The sequence below is a fragment of the Blautia sp. CAG:237 genome, from assembly GCF_000436615.1.
GTDB classification, from domain to species: Bacteria; Bacillota; Clostridia; order Lachnospirales; family Lachnospiraceae; genus Blautia_A; species Blautia_A intestinihominis.
Genome location: NZ_FR886753.1, coordinates 33,652 through 50,430 on the forward strand (window position 1 = coordinate 33,652; position 16,779 = coordinate 50,430).

Below are 16,779 nucleotides of genomic sequence, written 5' to 3' on the forward strand. Positions count from 1 at the left end.
AGAACGTATTCACAGCGTTCTGCCGGGGTGTTTTGTTTTGAAGAGATTTAGTGATATTTCTTTTCTTTTTCGAATTTCGGTTCACAGGTCAGCTCAATGCCGAGTTTGCGGAATTCCCAGATATCCACGGATGACAGCATGACAGAAGTATGTGCCTGGCATCCCTTGAGTGTGTGGAGCTGTTCCAGAGCCTTACGTGCTTCCGGGTTATCAGCGGCACTGACAGAAAGTGCGATCAGGGTTTCATCTGTATGAAGTCTCGGGTTCTTGCTTCCGAGATATTTGGTCTTGAGTTCCTGGATCGGATGGATCGCCTCCGGTGAGATCACATGATGCTCATGGTCGATGCCTGCGAGTTCCTTGAGTGCATTCAGAAGAAGTGCAGAGGAAGCACCGAGAAGGTCGGAAGTCTTTCCATAAATAATGCGTTCGTCAGGAAGTTCAAGGGCAGCAGCCGGTGCACCGGTCTCCTGTTCTTTGGCAAGGCTGGCAGGAACAACTTTGCGGTCATCGAGGGATGCGTGAGCCTGTTTCAGAAGAAGTTCGATCTTGCGTACTTCTTCCTCAGTACCGTCGCCTGTGAGAAGGGCATCGCAGCTCTTATAGTAACGGCGGATGATCTCCTGGCGGGAAGCTTCACAGCATACTTCGTCATCAACGATGCAGTTTCCGGCCATATTGACACCCATATCTGTAGGGGATTTGTAAGGGCATTCTCCCATGATCTTTTCAAACATTGCCTGGAGAACAGGGAAGATCTCTACGTCACGGTTGTAGTTGACGGTTGTCTCACCGTAAGCTTCCAGATGGAACGGGTCGATCATGTTGACATCATTAAGGTCTGCAGTAGCAGCCTCGTATGCCAGATTGACCGGATGCTTGAGCGGAATGTTCCAGATCGGGAAAGTCTCGAATTTGGCATAGCCGGCAGCAACGCCGCGTTTGTATTCATGGTATACCTGGGAAAGACAGGTTGCCATTTTTCCACTTCCTGGTCCTGGTGCGGTGATGACTACGAGAGGTCTGGTTGTTTCGATATATTCATTTTTGCCATATCCTTCATCGCTCACGATCAGCGGGATATTGCTCGGGTATCCTGGAATACTATAATGGAAGTAAACTTTGATGCCGAGTTTTGCAAGGCGGTTCTTAAAGAGAATAGCACTTTCCTGTCCGGCGTAGCGTGTGATGCATACACTTCCTACATAGAGACCGCGCTCTGTAAAAGCATCGATCAGACGAAGTACATCCTCATCGTAAGTGATTCCGAGGTCACCGCGCATTTTGTTCTTATCAATATCAGAGGCGCTGATGACAATGACAATCTCAGCCTGGTCGCGGAGTTGCATGAGCATGCGGAGCTTGCTGTCCGGCTCAAATCCTGGAAGAACACGGGATGCATGGTAATCATCAAAAAGCTTTCCGCCGAATTCCAGATAGAGCTTGTTGTCAAATTTGCTGATACGGTCGCGGATGTGTTCGGACTGCATAGTTAGATACTTTTCATTATCAAATCCAATTTTCATTTGTCGATTTCCTTTCCATCACAGTTAGCTATAGTAATTAGTTGGGTCTAGCTATCACGTGGATAGTATACTACAGTTATTGTTCACAGGCAATATCCCACTACTACAAACATTCACAGTTTTTCAGTTGATTTATAATGGAAATCTCTTTATAATATAGAAGATAACAAGAGGAGGAAAAGAATGAACGATCATATGGATAAGCGTCCGGATGATAAGCGTCCGAACCGAAATAACCCAGGAAATCAGGGACCGAACAAGAATCGTCAGACCATTCTTGGATTTTTGATCTGTCTCCTGATCAGTTTAGTTTGTCTGAGTTTTGTGACAGATATGATGAGCGATAAATCCAGTGAGATCACATATGATAAATTTATCGAAATGGTAGATAAAGATCAGATCAAAGAAGTGACACTCCAGTCCGGAGTGCTGACTGTCGTTCCAAAACTTCAGAAATCTTATCAGAAAGAAAGCTATAAGGTCAACCAGATGGAGGATACCAGTGCACTGACGCAACGTCTGGAAGGCAAAGGAATTATTTTCAAATATGAACAACCTGATGTGATGGGAGAGTTTGTATCTACCATGATCAGTCTGCTGCTTCCGACGGTAGTGCTGTTCTTTATGCTGATGTATCTTATGCGGCGAATGAACAAAGGTAGTGGCGGCGGCATCATGGGAGTCGGCAAGAGCCGTGCCAAAGCCTACATTCAGAAGGAAACAGGTGTTCTTTTTAAGGATGTAGCAGGACAGGAGGAAGCCAAGGAATCTCTTCAGGAGGTTGTTGATTTCCTGCACAATCCGGGAAAATACACGCAGATCGGTGCGAAACTTCCGAAAGGAGCCATTCTCGTAGGACCTCCGGGAACAGGTAAGACCCTTCTTGCGAAAGCCGTTGCAGGAGAGGCAAAGGTACCGTTCTTTTCACTTTCCGGTTCCGAATTTGTCGAGATGTTTGTCGGTGTCGGAGCTTCCAGAGTCAGAGATCTGTTTGAGGAAGCCAAGAAGAATGCACCGTGTATCGTGTTTATTGATGAGATCGATGCAATCGGTAAGAGCCGTGATTCCAGATATGGCGGCGGCAATGACGAGCGTGAGCAGACACTGAACCAGCTCCTTGCAGAGATGGATGGTTTTGATACTTCCAAGGGCCTTCTGATCCTGGCGGCAACCAACCGTCCGGAAGTACTTGACCCGGCACTTTTAAGGCCAGGACGTTTTGACCGACGTATCATCGTAGATCGTCCGGATCTCAAGGGCCGTGTAGAGATCCTCAAGGTCCATGCCAAGAATGTCATGCTGGATGAAACTGTGGATCTGGATGCAATCGCACTGGCTACTTCCGGGGCAGTCGGATCTGACCTTGCCAACATGATCAACGAAGCTGCGATCCTTGCTGTCAAGAACGGCCGAAGGGCTGTCTCACAGAAGGATCTTCAGGAATCCGTAGAGGTTGTCCTTGTCGGCAAAGAGAAGAAAGACCGTATCTTAAGCGTGCAGGAGAGACGTATCGTTTCCTACCACGAAGTAGGACATGCACTTGTGAATGCTCTCCAGAAGGATGCAGAACCGGTGCAGAAGATCACGATCGTTCCGCGTACCATGGGAGCACTCGGTTACGTTATGCAGGTTCCGGAGGAAGAGAAATATCTCAATACCCAGAAGGAACTCGAGGCTATGCTGGTTGGATACCTTGGAGGACGTGCGGCTGAGGAGATCGTATTTGATACTGTAACGACAGGTGCAGCCAATGATATCGAGCAGGCGACCAAGGTTGCCCGTGCAATGATCACCCAGTATGGTATGTCACAGAAATTTGGTCTGATGGGACTTGCAACACAGGAGAACCAGTATCTTTCCGGTCGTGCAGTCCTTAACTGTGGTGATGACACAGCGACAGAGATCGACCACGAAGTAATGCAGCTCCTTCATTATTCCTATGAGGAAGCCAAGAGACTTCTGAACGAACACAGAGAAGCACTGGACAAGATCGCTGAGTATCTGATCCGCAGAGAGACGATCACTGGCAAGGAATTCATGAAGATCTTCCGTGCAGTCGAGAGAGGACTTGAGATTCCGGAAAACCTTGACGAACTTCCGGATTTTGACAAGAAAGACGAGGAAAAGCAGCCAGAGACAGAAGTGGATACTCCTGCGAAGGTAAATCTTTCCAAGGAAGCTCTGGCAGAGACAGAAGCGGAAGTCCCTGAGAATCAGGAGACACCAGAAACACCGGCAGAGATTCCGTCCCAGAAAACAGAATCAGAGACATCAGAAGGTAGCAGCACAGAGGCTTAATAAAGGAGCCGCGATATGTTTCAGATTGAAGAAGAATTAAAGAAGCTTCCCGCAAGACCGGGTGTGTATATTATGCACGACGAGCGGGATGCGATCATCTATGTGGGCAAGGCGATCAGTCTCCGCAACCGTGTACGGCAGTATTTTCAGAGCAGCCGCAACAAGGGTGCCAAGATCGAGCAGATGGTCACCCACATATCGAGATTCGAATATATTGTTACAGATTCTGAACTGGAAGCACTCGTTCTGGAGAGCAACCTTATCAAAGAGCACCGTCCGAAATATAATACGATGCTCAAGGATGACAAGAGCTATCCGTTTATCAAGGTCACGGTGCAGGAGGCATATCCCAGAGTTCTGTTTGCCAGGCAGATGAAGAAGGACAAAAACAGATATTTTGGTCCTTATACCAGTGGCGGCGCGGTCAAGGATGTGATCGAGCTGGTACGCAAACTGTACCAGGTTCGCTCCTGCAGCAGGAACCTTCCGCGCGACTGCGGTAAGGACCGGCCATGTCTGTATTACCATATGAAGCAGTGTACCGGACCCTGTACCGGTCATGTGGATCAGAAGCAATACAGGGAAAACATCCAGAAGGTGCTCAGCTTTCTGAATGGCGATTTTCAGGATACGATCGATGAACTCACAGACAAGATGATGACGGCTTCCGAAGAAATGCGATTCGAGGATGCTGCCGGATATCGTGATCTGATCCAGAGTATCCGCAAGATCGGAGAGCGTCAGAAGATCACTGCTTACGGAGAAGAGGACCGCGACATCATTGCTGTGGCGATGGACGAGAGTCTGGATCTCAGGGAACAGGATGCCGTTGTCCAGGTTTTCTTTATGCGAAGCGGCAGGATGATCGGCAGAGATCATTTTTATCTGAGAGTTGCAAGAGGCGATACCCGTTCGCAGGTTCTGTCCAGCTTCCTCAAGCAGTATTATGCGGGAACACCGTTTATACCGAGGGAGATCATGCTTCAGGCTGATATTGAAGACAGAGAAGTGATCGAGGAATGGCTCACATCCCGTCGGAAACAGAAGGTTCATATCGTGATCCCTAAGAAAGGTACCAAGGAAAAAATGGTAGAACTTGCCTGGGAAAATGCCCGTATGGTCCTTGAGAAGGACCGTGAGCGCATCCGCAGGGAGGAAGGCAGAACGATCGGAGCTGTCCATGAGGTAGAGGAATGGCTTGGACTTACAGGAATCAGCCGTATGGAGGCGTTCGATATCTCCAATATCAGTGGTTTTGAGTCCGTTGGTTCCATGGTAGTCTATGAGAAGGGCAAGCCGAAGCGGAGCGATTACCGCAAATTCCGGATCAAGTCTGTTCAGGGTCCGAACGATTATGCCAGTATGGAAGAAGTGCTGACGAGGCGCTTTACACACGAGAGCAATGGAGAGTTCGACAGCTTTGCGAGAATGCCGGATCTGCTTCTGATGGATGGAGGCCGTGGACAGGTCAATATCGCGCTTGGTGTTCTTGAGAAACTGGGCATTGATGTTCCGGTCTGCGGAATGGTCAAGGATGACTATCACCGTACCAGAGGACTTTATTATAATAATGTAGAGATCCCAATTGATACGAATAGTGAGGGATTCCGCCTGATCACCAGGATCCAGGACGAGGCACACCGCTTCGCAATCGAGTATCATCGTTCTCTGAGAAGTAAAGAACAGGTCCACTCGATCCTGGACGATATTCCGGGAATCGGAGAGCGCAGAAGAAAGGCTCTGATGCGCCGTTTCCGCTCGATCGAGGCGATCCGGGATGCTTCTGAGGAAGAACTGGCGCAGACAGAGTCCATGAATGCAGGAAGTGCAAAACAGGTGTATGATTTTTTTCATCGGCCAGATGATCCGGCAAATGAGAAATAAAAAGGCACTTGAAATATATAAACATTAAAGGAGAGCACATAATATGAAGGGTGTATTGATGACAAAGATGGTGCAGGAGCTGAATCTTACAAATCTGACTCCTGAGATTGACCTGTCAGACAAGAAGATCATAACCGCAGAGATTAACCGTCCTGCACTGCAGCTTACTGGTTATCTGGAGCATTTTGCCAATGAACGTGTTCAGATCATCGGTTATGTAGAATACACATATCTGATGCAGCTCAGTGATGAGAAACGCATGATGACATACGAGCGATTCATTTCCAGTAAGATTCCGTGTGTTATTTTCAGTACCATGACCAAGCCGTCTCAGGATATGATCGACATGGCAATTAAATATAATGTTCCTACATTTGTGACAGAAAGAACAACTTCAAGCCTGATGGCAGAGATCATCCGCTGGCTGGGCGTACAGCTTGCACCATGTATTTCCATCCACGGAGTTCTGGTAGATGTCTATGGTGAGGGGATCCTGATCACAGGAGAGAGCGGCATCGGCAAGAGTGAGGCTGCACTGGAGCTGATCAAGCGTGGGCATCGTCTGGTAAGTGATGATGTTGTAGAACTTCGTAAAGTAAGTGACGTCACTCTGGTCGGATCTGCGCCGGACATCACGAGGCATTTTATCGAGCTTCGAGGCATCGGTATCATCGATGTCAAAACGCTGTTCGGTGTTGAGAGTGTCAAGGATACCCAGTCTGTAGACCTTGTCATCAAACTGGAAGAGTGGGACCGCGACAAAGAATATGACCGTCTCGGTCTGCATGAAGAATACACCGAATACCTTGGAAACAAGATCGTGTGCCATTCCCTTCCGATCAGACCAGGACGTAACCTGGCTGTTATCGTAGAATCTGCCGCAGTCAACCACAGACAGAAGAAGATGGGTTACAATGCGGCTGAGGAACTCTACAAGCGTGTGCAGGCAAACATTGCACGTAAGAGAGAAGAATAAAAAATAAGAAAAGGTGGAGAAAAATGAAATCATATTGTTTTGGAATCGACGTAGGCGGAACTTCTGTAAAATGCGGTCTGTTCAACACAGACGGAACACTGTTAGAGAAATGGGAGATCCCTACCAGAACTGAAAATAAAGGCGAGAACATCCTTCCGGACGTTGCTGAGACGATCAAAGCCAAGATCGCAGAAAAGAATATTGACAAAGATGATATCGAAGGTGTTGGAATCGGAATTCCAGGACCGATCAACTCCAAAGGAGAAGCTGCCTGTGCAGTAAACCTCTACTGGGGATTCACACCGGTAGCTCAGATCTTAAGTGACCTCACAGGACTTAAGGCTCAGGCAGGAAACGATGCAAACGTAGCAGCACTCGGTGAAGCATGGAAAGGTGCAGCGGCAGGTTCTCAGAATGTGATCATGGTCACTCTCGGAACTGGTGTCGGCGGCGGAATCATCATTGACGGCAAGATCGTAGCAGGTTCCCACGGAGCAGGCGGTGAGATCGGACATGCACTCGTAGTCCGTGACGAAGCCGAAAAATGCAACTGTGGAAATCATGGCTGCCTGGAACAGTATGCTTCCGCAACAGGAATCGTGCGTGTGGCTGGAAGAATGCTTGCAGCTTCCGATGACGACAGTACCTTAAGAGAACTTCAGAATATCACAGCAAAGGATGTTCTGGACGCTTTCAAAGCCGGAGATGCAGTAGCAGTCCGTGTTATGGAGTATGTTGGAGACCTTCTCGGCGGAGCAATCGCAGGATTTGCTACAGTTGCTGATCCGGAAGCAATCGTTATCGGCGGCGGTGTATCCAAGGCAGGTCAGCCGCTTATCGACTGCATCGAGAAATACTATCAGAGATATGCATTCCCGTCCTGCAAGGAGACACCGATCGTTCTTGCAACACTTGGAAATGATGCAGGTATCTACGGTGCTGCCAAGATGGTACTCTGATAATCAGAAATTACATATTTTGAGCTGAACCTGAGAGGAAGAAGTCTTTTTACGAAGATTTCTTCCTTTTTTTAGAAAAAAATCCCAAAAAACCAAGGTTTTTGAAAGAAAATGTGAAGTTTTTAATTGGGGGCTTTATTTACGATTTTTTATTTGATATAATGGTACGGACTATAAAGGAGGAAAACCATGAATTACGGAAAAAAATCAGTCTCCAGGAAGCGGAATTCTCTGATTTCCCGTACCGCAATGATGGGTAAGAGAGCACATGTTTCTTTTATCAGAGTCCTGTTTGCGGTCCTGATCACAATATGTGTGGTCGTGGGATGTGTCGGGATTGGAGCTTTCAGGGGAATTATAGACAATGCTCCCGATGTGAATGATATTGATATTTCACCATTGGGATATGCGACTTTTTTGTATGATGGTGACGGAAATCAGCTTCGTAAATTAACGGCTCCCAGTTCCAACCGTCTGCCTGTCTCAATCGACCAGATTCCGGTGGATCTGCAGCATGCGGTAGTTGCGATAGAGGATGAGCGTTTTTATGAGCATAATGGAATTGACGTGCGCGGAATCCTGCGTGCTTTCGTAAAAAATATCACCTCAGGAAATCTTTCTGAGGGAGCAAGTACGATCACTCAGCAGCTTCTCAAGAACAATGTATTTACCAACTGGACCAAGGAGTCTACCTGGCTTGAACGTTTTACACGTAAAATACAGGAACAGTATCTTGCGGTAGAAGTTGAGAAGAAGATCAACAATAAGGATGTGATCCTTGAGAACTATCTGAATACCATTAACCTTGGAGCAGGAACTTATGGTGTACAGGCAGCAGCAAGGAAGTATTTTAATAAGGATGTCTGGGATCTGAACCTTTCAGAGAGTGCAACTCTGGCGGGTATCACACAGAACCCGACACAGTTCAACCCGATCGAACATCCAGAGGAAAATGCCAAGAGACGTAAAGAAGTTTTGGATCACATGATCGCTCAGGGCTATATTACACAGGCACAGTATGACGAAGTGCTCAATGATGACGTGTATTCACGCATCCAGGCTGCCCAGATCGAGAATTCTGAGACAGAGAATACGGTTTACAGTTATTTTGAGGATGAACTGATCGATCAGGTGATCAATGACCTGATGAATATTAAGGGATATACCAGAACACAGGCACAGAACCTTGTCTACAGCGGTGGTCTGAGCATTTATACAACACAGGATTCTGCAATCCAGAAGATTCTTGATGAAGAATATGCAGATCCGTCCAATTATCCGGATTATGTACAGTATGCACTGGACTATGCACTGACTGTCAAGAATCCTCAGGGTGAAGAAGTAAACTACAGCAAGGAAATGCTCGAGCTTTACTTCCAGAATGAAGATCCGGAATTTGACCTGCTCTTTGACTCTCAGGAAGAAGGTCAGAGTTATGTTGACCGTTATAAGGAAAGTATTCTCGCAGACGGAAGCACGGTTGTAGCAGAGCGTGTAAGCTTTGCACCTCAGCCACAGTCGTCCATGAGTGTAATCGACCAGCATACAGGATATGTCAAGGCGATCATCGGCGGTCGTGGAGAGAAGACTGCAAGTCTGACGCTGAACCGTGCAACGGATACAACCAGACAGCCTGGATCTACATTCAAGATCCTGTCTACGTATGCACCTGCTCTCAATGAGAAAGGCATGACACTGGCAACTACTTTTGAAGATGAACCATATAATTATCCGGATGGTTCACCAGTTAACAATGCATCGAGAAGTTATAATGGAACAACCACGATCCGCAAGGCAATCCAGAATTCTATCAACGTTGTTGCTGTCAAATGCCTGGAGGAAGTTACACCGGAACTGGGACTTCAGTATCTGGACAATTTTGGATTTACAACACTGGCACATGGCACAGAAGCAGATCGTGATGCTGATGGAACAGTATGGACAGATGCAAACCTCCCACTGGCACTCGGTGGTCTGACAAATGGTGTCACAAACATAGAACTGTGTGCAGCTTACGCGGCAATCGCAAACAGTGGAAATTATATTGAACCACTTTATTACACCAAGATCCTGGATCATAATGGCAATGTCCTGATCGAGAAAACATCTGCCGGACGTTCTGTTATCAAAGAAAGTACAGCATGGCTTCTTACAAGTGCAATGGAGGATGTTGTGACACAGGGTACAGGTACAGCGTGCCAGCTTGATAATATGACAGTCGCAGGTAAGACTGGTACTACAGATGCATACAATGACCTGTGGTTTGTAGGATATACACCATATTATACCTGTGCAGTATGGTCTGGATTTGACAATAACGAGAAACTTCCAGAGGATGCGAGAAACTTCCACAAGAATCTCTGGAAGAAAGTCATGACCCGTATTCATGAGGGACTTCCGGACAAAGATTTCGATATGCCTGCAAGTGTAGAGAAACTCAGTGTCTGCGCAGAGACAGGGCTTCTTCCGCGAGCCGGCTGCCCGATTATAACGGAGTACTTTGATATCGGTGATGTTCCAACGGATGAGTGCGACCAGCATTTCTATGGATATTCTGATTATGATAATTCTGATATGACGGAACACACCACAGAAGAGGGAATATATAATTCTGATGGTACACAGACAGATAATACGGACGATAATACCGGAGATAATACCGGAGATAATACCGGGGATAATACAGGCGATAACACTGGAGACAATACCGGAGACAACACGGGAGATAACACCGATAATACCGGAGACAATACCGGCGGAGACGGCGGCGGAGATAACGGTGGTGATAATGGAGATAACACCGGAGGCGATGATGGTGGAGATTCTTCAGGTGGAGATGCCGAAGAATAATAAAGTATGAAACAGCAGCAGGCTGCAATCATCTGGCACAGGATGGTCGCAGCCTGTGTTGTACAGGCAGGGAGGATGAGAATGGAACAATACAAAACAGTACTGGAGGGCGGTACCGGGGAGATCGTCGAGAAGAAATCCCGCTTCATAGCAACGGTGCGCCCGGTTAAGAATGAGGAGGAAGCTCTGGCATTTCTGGAAGAGATGCGTAAGAAATACTGGGATGCCAGACATAACTGTTATGCATATTCAATCGGGAAGAACCGAGAATTTACCCGCTGCAGTGATGATGGAGAGCCATCCGGCACAGCAGGCCGGCCGATGCTGGATGTGATCCTGGGCGAAGATATCTATAATGTTGCAGTAGTTGTGACGCGGTATTTCGGAGGAGTGCTCCTCGGAACCGGCGGGCTTGTCAGAGCTTACTCCAAAGCCGTGCAGGAAGGACTTGCAGGAAGCCTTGTGATCGAGAAGAAAAAAGGCATTTCTCTCAAGGTTACAACAGATTACACAGGAATTGGCAAGATCCAGTACATCGCAGGAGAACGTCAGATCCCGATCCTCGACAGCGAATATACGGACAAAGTTGTTCTGAAACTTCTTGTTCCTGACGCAGAAACAGAAGCTGTGCAGAAAGCCATCACAGAAGGCACAAACGGCAGAGCAGGAATGGAAAAAGAAAAAGAATTGTACTTTGCAAAAGTAAATGGAGAAGTTCTTACGTTTGAGGACTGACGATCGAAAGAACGATTATTTTGAAATTGAAATACAAAAAAAGCTGAACGCATGTGCAAAACAACGTTCAGCTTTTTTGCCTATTCAGATCAGCATTTCTCCGGTTCCGGATAATCTACGCCAAAAGTATCAACAGTCATAGACTTGATCTCCTGGTCGTCAAGCGGACGGTCTCTGAAGTCTGTCTCAGTCTCAGCGATTTTGTTGACAACATCCATGCCCTCGATCACTTTGCCGAATGCAGCATAGCTTCCGTCAAGATGCGGAGCAGCTTTGTGCATGATGAAGAACTGGCTTCCGCCTGAGTTTGGATGCATAGCTCTTGCCATGGAAAGAACACCTGGGGTATGAGCCAGATCATTTGCAACACCGTTCTGTGCAAATTCGCCCTTGATGCTGTATCCCGGACCGCCCATTCCGGTTCCTTCCGGGCATCCGCCCTGGATCATGAAACCGTTGATGACACGGTGGAAGATCAGTCCGTCATAGAATCCTTTCTTTACAAGGCTTATGAAGTTGTTGACTGTGTTTGGAGCAACTTCCGGATATAATTCTGCTTTCATTACATCGCCGTTTTTCATAGTAATGGTTACGATCGGGTTTTTATTTGCCATAATGATAATCTCCTTTTGCAAAAAGTATTGTTTTTCTTTGTGGGCTCTATTATAATATGCAAAGAACAATTCTGCAAGGAAAAAGGTGATTTGCGTGATAATAGAGACAGAAAATCCGGAGGAAACTTTTGCCCTCGGACAAAAAATCGGCAGAGCTGCCACTCCCGGACAGGTCTATACACTGACCGGTGATCTGGGCGTTGGCAAGACTGTTTTTACACAGGGGGTTGCATCAGGACTTGGAATCACTGAGCCGGTGAACAGCCCTACATTTACGATCGTACAGGTATACGAGGAAGGCAGACTTCCTTTTTATCATTTTGATGTATACAGGATCGGCGATATAGAGGAAATGGAAGAGATCGGATATGATGATTATTTCTTTGGAGAGGGTATCTGCCTGATCGAGTGGGCAGAGCTGATCAAGGAGATCCTGCCGGAAAACAGGATTTCCATAACCATCGAGAAAGATCTTTCCAGAGGATTTGATTACAGACGTATCACGATCGAGGGACTGGAATTATAATAATTGAGGAGAAAAAAATGAAAATTTTAGGTCTTGACAGCTCAGGAATCGTAGCTTCCGTAGCTGTTGTAGAGGATGATATTCTCGTAGCAGAATACACCGTAAATTACAAAAAAACACATTCACAGACACTGCTTCCGATGCTGGATGAGATCGCAAAGATGACAGAGCTTGATCTGAATACGATCGACGCGATCGCAGTCGCAGCAGGACCGGGATCTTTTACAGGACTCCGTATCGGTTCCGCAACTGCCAAGGGACTTGGACTTGCACTTAAGAAACCGCTTGTGGCAGTGCCGACAGTAGAGGGACTTGCATACAATCTGTATGATACACAGGGACTGATCTGCCCGATCATGGATGCAAGAAGAAAACAGGTCTACACAGGAATCTATCGTTTCGAGGATCACAGACTTGTGACAGTAGAAGACCAGATGGCAGTGCCGATGGAAGAAATGATCACGAAGCTGAATGCATACCAGCAGCCGGTGACCTTCCTGGGCGACGGCGTACCGGTTTTCAAGGACCTGATCGCAGAGAAACTGACTGTGCCGTACACATTTGCACCGGCACACGTAAATAAGCAGAGAGCAGCAGCAGTCGCAGCACTTGGACTTGTTTATTACAAAGAAGGTAAGATACAGACAGCAATGGAGCACATTCCGGACTACCTGCGTGTTTCTCAGGCAGAACGCGAACGTGCGGAACGAGAGAAAAAGGAGCAGCAGTCATGACTTTCCGGGAGATGCTGATCGAAGATCTGGATCAGGTCATGGAGATCGAGACAGATCTTTTTGCCATGCCATGGACAAAGGAGGGAATGTTCACTTTCCTGACAAGAGAGGACACCATGTTCTTCGTAGTAGAAGAAAAGGGCAGGATCCTTGGTTACTGCAGCATGCAGACAGTGTTGGACGAGGGTGATATCCTCAACGTGGCAGTACGCAGTGACCGCCAGAAAGAAGGAATCGGCTATTTTCTGGTAGACAGCATGCTGATGCTTGCACAGGCACAGGGAATCAGCCTGGTTCATCTTGAAGTCAGAGAAAGCAACGGAACTGCCCGCAGACTTTATCAGAGACTGGGATTTGTCGAGGATGGACTTCGCAAAAATTATTATACCGATCCGCTGGAAAATGCGGTTCTTATGACAAAGAAACAATGAGAATTAGAAAAAGAGGAAAAATATGTTAGATGTTTGTTTACTTGGAACCGGAGGGATGATGCCGCTTCCAAGACGCTGGCTGACTGCCCTTATGACAAGATATAACGGAAGCAGCCTGATGATCGACTGCGGCGAGGGAACACAGGTGGCAGTCAAGGAAAAAGGCTGGAGTTTCAAACCGGTCGATGTGATCTGCTTTACCCATTACCACGGAGATCATATCAGCGGACTTCCGGGACTGCTCCTTACCATGGGCAATGCAGACAGGACAGAACCACTTACACTGATCGGTCCGAAAGGACTGGAGCGGGTCGTAAATGCATTACGGGTGATCGCACCGGAACTTCCGTTTGAGATCCGGTTTATCGAGATCACCAAACCAGAAGAAGTCATTGAGATCAATGGATACAGGATCACTGCATTCAGAGTGAACCACAACGTGATCTGTTATGGATACACACTTGAGATTCTGCGCCAGGGCAAATTTTCACCGGAACGCGCGAAGGAACAGGAGATCCCGCTGAAATACTGGAATCCTCTGCAGAAGGGACAGACCATAGAAGCAGACGGTGTTGTATATACGCCGGACATGGTGCTCGGACCAGACCGTAAGGGGATTAAAGTTACCTATACCACAGATACCAGACCGACAGAGTCTATCCTGCGCAACGCAAAAGGCTCAGATCTTTTTATCTGCGAGGGAATGTATGCCGAGGAAGAGAAGCTTGAGAAGGCCAAGGGCTACAAGCATATGATGTTCCGCGAGGCAGCGACACTTGCCAGGGATGCAGAGGTAGGAGAAATGTGGCTGACGCATTTCAGCCCGTCACTGATCCGGCCGGACGAATATATGGATAAAGTAAGAGAGATCTTTCCGAATTCATACCCGGGCAGGGATGGCAAAAGTGTAGAATTAAATTTTGAAGAAGACTAGAGGTGTCTGAATATGGAAGATACATTAATTTTGGCAATCGAAAGTTCCTGCGATGAGACCGCCGCTTCCGTAGTAAAAAACGGCCGGACGATTTTATCCAACGTGATCTCATCACAGATCGAACTTCACAAATTATACGGAGGAGTTGTCCCGGAGATCGCTTCCCGTAAACATATCGAGAAAGTAAACCAGGTCATCGAGGAGGCTCTCAAAGAAGCTGACGTTACTCTGGACGATCTGGACGCGATCGGTGTAACTTACGGACCAGGGCTTGTAGGAGCGCTTCTTGTGGGCGTAGCAGAGGCAAAAGCCATTGCCTATGCCAGGAAACTTCCACTGGTAGGAGTGCATCATATCGAAGGACATGTTTCTGCAAACTATATAGAGCATCCTGATCTGGAACCGCCATTTTTGTGCCTGATCGTTTCCGGCGGTCATACACATCTTGTTATTGTCAAGGATTATGGGGAATTCGAGATCCTTGGACGTACAAGGGACGATGCAGCCGGCGAGGCATTTGACAAAGTAGCACGTGCGATCGGACTGGGATATCCGGGTGGACCAAAGATCGACAAATTATCCAAAGAAGGAAATCCGAATGCCATCGTATTCCCGAAGGCCAAGATCGGAGACTGCCCATATGACTTCAGCTTCAGCGGTGTCAAATCAGCAGTCCTGAACTATCTGAACCAGGCTCAGATGAAAGGAGAAGATGTAAACCGCGCAGATTTTGCAGCTTCTTTCCAGAAAGCTGTCGTAGATGTGCTTGTAGAACATACCATGCAGGCAGCAAAGGATTATCATATGGACAAAGTAGCAATCGCAGGTGGAGTTGCATCCAACGGAACACTTCGGGCAGCGATGGAAGAAGCATGCCAGAAACACGGATACAAATTCTATCGTCCGTCACCGATCTTCTGTACAGATAATGCGGCAATGATCGGAGTGGCAGCTTATTACGAATTTAAAAAGGGAACCCGTCATGGCTGGGATCTGAATGCAGTTCCGAACCTCAGATTAGGTGAGAGATAAAATCCTTTTTACTTTATTAAGAAAGATTTGATGGAGGGCTTATTATGAAGCAGGAGAGAAATACAGCGATCGTTCTGGCAGCAGGACAGGGCAAAAGAATGCACAGTAAGATCCAGAAGCAGTTTCTGGAGATCGATCACCGCCCGGTTCTGTACTATTCACTGGAATGTTTTCAGAAAAGTCCTCTGATCCAGGAAATTATTCTGGTAACAGGAGAAGAAATGATTTCCTATTGTAAAAGAGAAATCGTAGAACGCTATCATTTTACAAAAGTAACCAAAGTGATCGCAGGCGGCAAGGAGCGATATGATTCTGTATATCAGGGGCTTCTTGCCTGCGAAGACTGCGATTATGTATTTATACACGACGGGGCAAGACCGTTCATAACAGAAGAAATCCTGGAGAGAGGTATCTTTGGAGTGCAGGAGACAGGCGCCTGTGCAGTCGGCATGCCATCCAAAGATACCATCAAGATCGCAGATAAGGATGGATTTATCCAGTCTACACCGGACCGCAGCCAGGTGTGGTCTATTCAGACACCACAAATCTTTGCATATCCCCTGATCAGATCCGCCCATGAGAGCCTGCGTGCAAAAGACATGTCAGGAGTCACCGATGATGCCATGGTAGTAGAGCAGGAAAAAGGCACCAAGATCCGCCTGGTAGAAGGCTCCTACCAGAATATCAAGATCACAACACCAGAAGATCTTGATGTTGCAGAAACTTTTTTGAAAAAATATAAAAAAATGTAAATTTAGGTGTTGACATGTGCGAAGTTCGATGATAGAATATGTCTTGCGCTGACAGAGAAGCGCAAAAAACACTGAAAAGTGAATACGGAGAGATATCGAAGTGGTCATAACGAGGCGGTCTTGAAAACCGTTTGTCCGCAAGGGCGCGTGGGTTCGAATCCCACTCTCTCCGCTTGTTAAGAATAAAAAAGATTTTGAAAAAAGTCGAAAAAGTTCTTGACAAAAGAAAAACAACGCGATATAATATAAAACGCTTCTGGTAAAGAAATAAACCAAAGCGATTGCGTAGGGCAATTTGGAGAAGTACCCAAGCTGGCCGAAGGGGCTCCCCTGGAAAGGGAGTAGGTCGTTAATAGCGGCGCGAGGGTTCAAATCCCTCCTTCTCCGTTTCGAAACTTCTTGGATAAAAAGTTTTGAAAAAAGTTAAAAAAGTTCTTGACAAATAGTTGAGAATGAGATAAAATAAACGAGCTGTCGCAAGGCGGCAAGTAAAGAACCTTGATAACTAAACAGTGAAACACATACGAT

At 46.9% G+C, this 16,779-nt stretch carries 14 protein-coding genes and 2 tRNA genes; 14 read left to right on the plus strand and 2 right to left on the minus strand.

Annotated features, from left to right (window positions below; genetic code table 11):
- Nucleotides 1–47: 47 nt before the first annotated feature.
- Nucleotides 48–1,526 (minus strand): DUF1846 domain-containing protein, encoded by a 1,479-nt coding sequence (locus QZL69_RS10300; protein ID WP_022215126.1) that lies wholly within the window; start codon nt 1,524–1,526, stop codon nt 48–50.
- A gap of 183 nt (nt 1,527–1,709) precedes the next feature.
- Here QZL69_RS10300 and ftsH point away from each other — a divergent pair, with 183 nt between their 5' ends.
- The 6 genes from ftsH (at nt 1,710) to QZL69_RS10330 (ending at nt 11,228) form a co-directional block, all read left to right on the plus strand.
- Nucleotides 1,710–3,824 (plus strand): ATP-dependent zinc metalloprotease FtsH, encoded by a 2,115-nt coding sequence (gene ftsH, locus QZL69_RS10305; protein WP_022215127.1) that lies wholly within the window; start codon nt 1,710–1,712, stop codon nt 3,822–3,824.
- A 15-nt stretch (nt 3,825–3,839) separates the two neighbouring features.
- Nucleotides 3,840–5,708 (plus strand): excinuclease ABC subunit UvrC, encoded by a 1,869-nt coding sequence (gene uvrC / locus QZL69_RS10310; protein ID WP_022215128.1) that lies wholly within the window; start codon nt 3,840–3,842, stop codon nt 5,706–5,708.
- A gap of 43 nt (nt 5,709–5,751) precedes the next feature.
- Entirely contained in the window at nt 5,752–6,684 is a 933-nt protein-coding gene (gene hprK, locus QZL69_RS10315) for an HPr(Ser) kinase/phosphatase (RefSeq protein WP_022215129.1), read from the plus strand.
- Between the two features lie 23 nt (nt 6,685–6,707).
- Nucleotides 6,708–7,643, plus strand: a complete 936-nt coding sequence (locus tag QZL69_RS10320; protein ID WP_022215130.1) for an ROK family glucokinase — start codon at nt 6,708–6,710, stop codon at nt 7,641–7,643.
- Between the two features lie 189 nt (nt 7,644–7,832).
- Nucleotides 7,833–10,493: a transglycosylase domain-containing protein gene (locus tag QZL69_RS10325; protein ID WP_022215131.1), complete on the plus strand. Its 2,661-nt coding sequence runs from the start codon at nt 7,833–7,835 to the stop codon at nt 10,491–10,493.
- Nucleotides 10,494–10,574: 81 nt separating this feature from the next.
- Nucleotides 10,575–11,228, plus strand: a complete 654-nt coding sequence (locus tag QZL69_RS10330) for a YigZ family protein (RefSeq protein ID WP_022215132.1) — start codon at nt 10,575–10,577, stop codon at nt 11,226–11,228.
- A gap of 89 nt (nt 11,229–11,317) precedes the next feature.
- Here QZL69_RS10330 and QZL69_RS10335 read toward each other — a convergent pair whose 3' ends face one another.
- Nucleotides 11,318–11,842 carry a peptidylprolyl isomerase gene (locus QZL69_RS10335; RefSeq protein ID WP_022215133.1) on the minus strand — a complete coding sequence of 175 codons (525 nt, stop codon included), beginning with the start codon at nt 11,840–11,842 and terminating at the stop codon, nt 11,318–11,320.
- A 94-nt stretch (nt 11,843–11,936) separates the two neighbouring features.
- Here QZL69_RS10335 and tsaE point away from each other — a divergent pair, with 94 nt between their 5' ends.
- The 8 genes from tsaE to QZL69_RS10375 all read left to right on the plus strand — a co-directional run bounded on the left by tsaE (nt 11,937) and on the right by QZL69_RS10375 (nt 16,638).
- On the plus strand, nt 11,937–12,368 hold the full coding sequence (gene tsaE / locus QZL69_RS10340; protein ID WP_173905857.1) for a tRNA (adenosine(37)-N6)-threonylcarbamoyltransferase complex ATPase subunit type 1 TsaE: 432 nt from the start codon (nt 11,937–11,939) through the stop codon (nt 12,366–12,368).
- A gap of 17 nt (nt 12,369–12,385) precedes the next feature.
- Complete coding sequence (tsaB, locus tag QZL69_RS10345) at nt 12,386–13,102, plus strand: tRNA (adenosine(37)-N6)-threonylcarbamoyltransferase complex dimerization subunit type 1 TsaB (RefSeq protein ID WP_022215135.1); 717 nt, start codon at nt 12,386–12,388, stop codon at nt 13,100–13,102.
- Nucleotides 13,099–13,533 carry a ribosomal protein S18-alanine N-acetyltransferase gene (gene rimI / locus QZL69_RS10350; RefSeq protein ID WP_022215136.1) on the plus strand — a complete coding sequence of 145 codons (435 nt, stop codon included), beginning with the start codon at nt 13,099–13,101 and terminating at the stop codon, nt 13,531–13,533. The genes tsaB and rimI overlap by 4 nt, the downstream gene beginning before the upstream one ends.
- A 22-nt stretch (nt 13,534–13,555) precedes the next feature.
- Nucleotides 13,556–14,467, plus strand: coding sequence for a ribonuclease Z (locus tag QZL69_RS10355; RefSeq protein WP_022215137.1), 912 nt, complete (start codon nt 13,556–13,558; stop codon nt 14,465–14,467).
- A 12-nt stretch (nt 14,468–14,479) separates the two neighbouring features.
- Entirely contained in the window at nt 14,480–15,499 is a 1,020-nt protein-coding gene (gene tsaD / locus QZL69_RS10360) for a tRNA (adenosine(37)-N6)-threonylcarbamoyltransferase complex transferase subunit TsaD (RefSeq protein ID WP_022215138.1), read from the plus strand.
- 44 nt (nt 15,500–15,543) lie between these two features.
- Nucleotides 15,544–16,251 (plus strand): 2-C-methyl-D-erythritol 4-phosphate cytidylyltransferase, encoded by a 708-nt coding sequence (gene ispD / locus QZL69_RS10365; protein WP_022215139.1) that lies wholly within the window; start codon nt 15,544–15,546, stop codon nt 16,249–16,251.
- A gap of 86 nt (nt 16,252–16,337) precedes the next feature.
- Nucleotides 16,338–16,423: transfer RNA gene (locus tag QZL69_RS10370), tRNA-Ser, on the plus strand.
- A gap of 125 nt (nt 16,424–16,548) precedes the next feature.
- Nucleotides 16,549–16,638: transfer RNA gene (locus QZL69_RS10375), tRNA-Ser, on the plus strand.
- Nucleotides 16,639–16,779 lie beyond the last annotated feature (141 nt).

Bases quoted from the DNA above. Each gene is read 5' to 3' on its own strand.
- QZL69_RS10300 (WP_022215126.1), bottom strand. From the start codon at position 1,526: ATGAAAATTGGATTTGATAATGAAAAGTATCTAACTATGCAGTCCGAA.
- ftsH (WP_022215127.1), top strand. From the start codon at position 1,710: ATGAACGATCATATGGATAAGCGTCCGGATGATAAGCGTCCGAACCGA.
- uvrC (WP_022215128.1), top strand. From the start codon at position 3,840: ATGTTTCAGATTGAAGAAGAATTAAAGAAGCTTCCCGCAAGACCGGGT.
- hprK (WP_022215129.1), top strand. From the start codon at position 5,752: ATGAAGGGTGTATTGATGACAAAGATGGTGCAGGAGCTGAATCTTACA.
- QZL69_RS10320 (WP_022215130.1), top strand. From the start codon at position 6,708: ATGAAATCATATTGTTTTGGAATCGACGTAGGCGGAACTTCTGTAAAA.
- QZL69_RS10325 (WP_022215131.1), top strand. From the start codon at position 7,833: ATGAATTACGGAAAAAAATCAGTCTCCAGGAAGCGGAATTCTCTGATT.
- QZL69_RS10330 (WP_022215132.1), top strand. From the start codon at position 10,575: ATGGAACAATACAAAACAGTACTGGAGGGCGGTACCGGGGAGATCGTC.
- QZL69_RS10335 (WP_022215133.1), bottom strand. From the start codon at position 11,842: ATGGCAAATAAAAACCCGATCGTAACCATTACTATGAAAAACGGCGAT.
- tsaB (WP_022215135.1), top strand. From the start codon at position 12,386: ATGAAAATTTTAGGTCTTGACAGCTCAGGAATCGTAGCTTCCGTAGCT.
- rimI (WP_022215136.1), top strand. From the start codon at position 13,099: ATGACTTTCCGGGAGATGCTGATCGAAGATCTGGATCAGGTCATGGAG.
- QZL69_RS10355 (WP_022215137.1), top strand. From the start codon at position 13,556: ATGTTAGATGTTTGTTTACTTGGAACCGGAGGGATGATGCCGCTTCCA.
- tsaD (WP_022215138.1), top strand. From the start codon at position 14,480: ATGGAAGATACATTAATTTTGGCAATCGAAAGTTCCTGCGATGAGACC.
- ispD (WP_022215139.1), top strand. From the start codon at position 15,544: ATGAAGCAGGAGAGAAATACAGCGATCGTTCTGGCAGCAGGACAGGGC.